The sequence below is a fragment of the Mesorhizobium sp. LNHC229A00 genome, assembly GCF_000502415.1.
Lineage (GTDB): Bacteria > Pseudomonadota > Alphaproteobacteria > Rhizobiales > Rhizobiaceae > Mesorhizobium.
On record NZ_AYWQ01000066.1, the window covers coordinates 1 to 1,659 of the forward strand.

A 1,659-nucleotide genomic window follows, 5' to 3' on the forward strand; every position below is an offset into this window, starting at 1 on the left:
GCAGCAATTGAGTCAGTGTGCGTTTTGCCACGGAAGTCCATGATGCGGTCGCTATCGAAACCCAAGGATACCCAACGGGCGGCAACGAACGCGTTCAAACTCGGCTTGTCAAACGTGTAGGTCCGATCGAAGAACCGGAGTAGGTAGCGCTCAGCATCGAATCCTTGGCCATAAACTGCCTTGATCGTTTCGGCCAACTGATCGGAATGTGTGGCCGCTATGAAAATGACGTTGGGGACATCGAAGAGGTGTTTAATCCTCTCCAAGAGGGCAACCGCGTAAGTTGGTCTGCAGCGGTCCAGTTCGTCTACGATAACGAACAACGGCTGCTCGTCTTTCACGCCCTCCGAGAGTCTGCGCCGAAAATCGTCTATCGCTTCTTGTCCCTCGTCGAACATACGGAGCGCTCGTTCAGCATAATCGTTGGCAGACTCAAGGCTTGCGTCAGCAACCGATTTAACGACTTCCTCAGCGATGCCATCTACAGTTGACTGGCCGATCACAAATGCGGCACCGCGACTGAGTAGGCCCTTGCCAGCTCGAATTGCAATTTTGCCGGCATTGTCTTTCAGCGCCTTTTTGAAAGACNTGAGTAGGCCCTTGCCAGCTCGAATTGCAATTTTGCCGGCATTGTCTTTCAGCGCCTTTTTGAAAGACGCTTTCTTCCCCGTCGGCCCAAGGGCTTTTAGTACAGCGGACATAACGGCGAAGATTGGATCTTCTGCGTGATCGTCGCGCCAGGCATCAACCGTGGCTACCTTGCAGCCATCTGCCACGAGTTGCTTGGCCATCTGGTTCACGAAGTACGTCTTGCCGGCTCCCCACGGCGCAGTCACGTTGATCGAAGTTCCTCGCTCACCGACACGAACAGCGAGTTCGTTACGGCGAACCAAGTAGTCGATCAGAAATACAGCGTCTTCTCTGCGGTTAAGAAGATCGTCCAGCCATATGTCCGGCACCCGCTTACCTCCTCCAAATCGGCACACTACTCTTGAAAGTGATAGCGTTATTTGGATCAATTCAGCAACAGCGAACGGGACCGAGACCGGCTCGCCTGTTAGCCCTTACGCCGTCCGGGGTTCAGCGGAGCAATCGGTTCAGCATCTTTCGGCGGGATTGCGAAGAATTCCGACACGTCGTGCCCAAGCACCTTGGCCACCTTTTCGAGCGTGGTGAGTGTCGCGTTCCGTTTGCCCCGTTCAAGGTAGCCGACATACGCGCGCTCGATCTCAGCGGCATACGCAAGGTGGTCTTGCGACATGCCCTTTTCGACACGCAAGCGCCGCACGTTCCAGCCCACCCGTTCCCTGACATCCATTTAGTCAGAGCAACATCTGGCACTCTACGAAACCACGTCATATAAGACGAGTATTAGCGCGATACGGGGGAGGCCAAATGTTCTACGTCATTCGGTTCAACGCGGCCTTAGCAGGCTTGGGTATTAATCCGACTCTGGTCTCTGCAGAATATCGGGAGCTGGGACAGACCCTCGGAAAAAAGTCGGGGTGCACCCCACAGGAAGCGGCACTGATGGTGCTTGCAAATTTGCCAGCTGACATTCAGCGCAGGGCAAATCCTCAAGTCGCTAACCTTTGGATGCACGAAGGTAAGGTGCGCGCAAACCCAGCCATGCACGAAGCAATGTCGCGGATGGGCTGG

The 1,659-nt window shown here is 54.8% G+C and carries 3 protein-coding genes; 1 reads left to right on the plus strand and 2 read right to left on the minus strand.

Annotated elements, in window-relative coordinates:
• Both X742_RS140585 and X742_RS140580 read right to left on the minus strand, forming a co-directional pair.
• On the minus strand, positions 1 to 959 hold a 959-nt coding region (locus X742_RS140585), incomplete at its 3' end, for a P-loop NTPase fold protein (protein ID WP_023775571.1).
• 98 nt (positions 960 to 1,057) lie between these two features.
• Complete coding sequence (locus X742_RS140580; RefSeq protein ID WP_023775572.1) at positions 1,058 to 1,318, minus strand: helix-turn-helix transcriptional regulator; 261 nt, start codon at positions 1,316 to 1,318, stop codon at positions 1,058 to 1,060.
• 77 nt (positions 1,319 to 1,395) lie between these two features.
• Here X742_RS140580 and X742_RS1000000174590 point away from each other — a divergent pair.
• The coding region (locus tag X742_RS1000000174590) for a hypothetical protein (protein WP_156939498.1) at positions 1,396 to 1,659 on the plus strand (264 nt) is incomplete at its 3' end.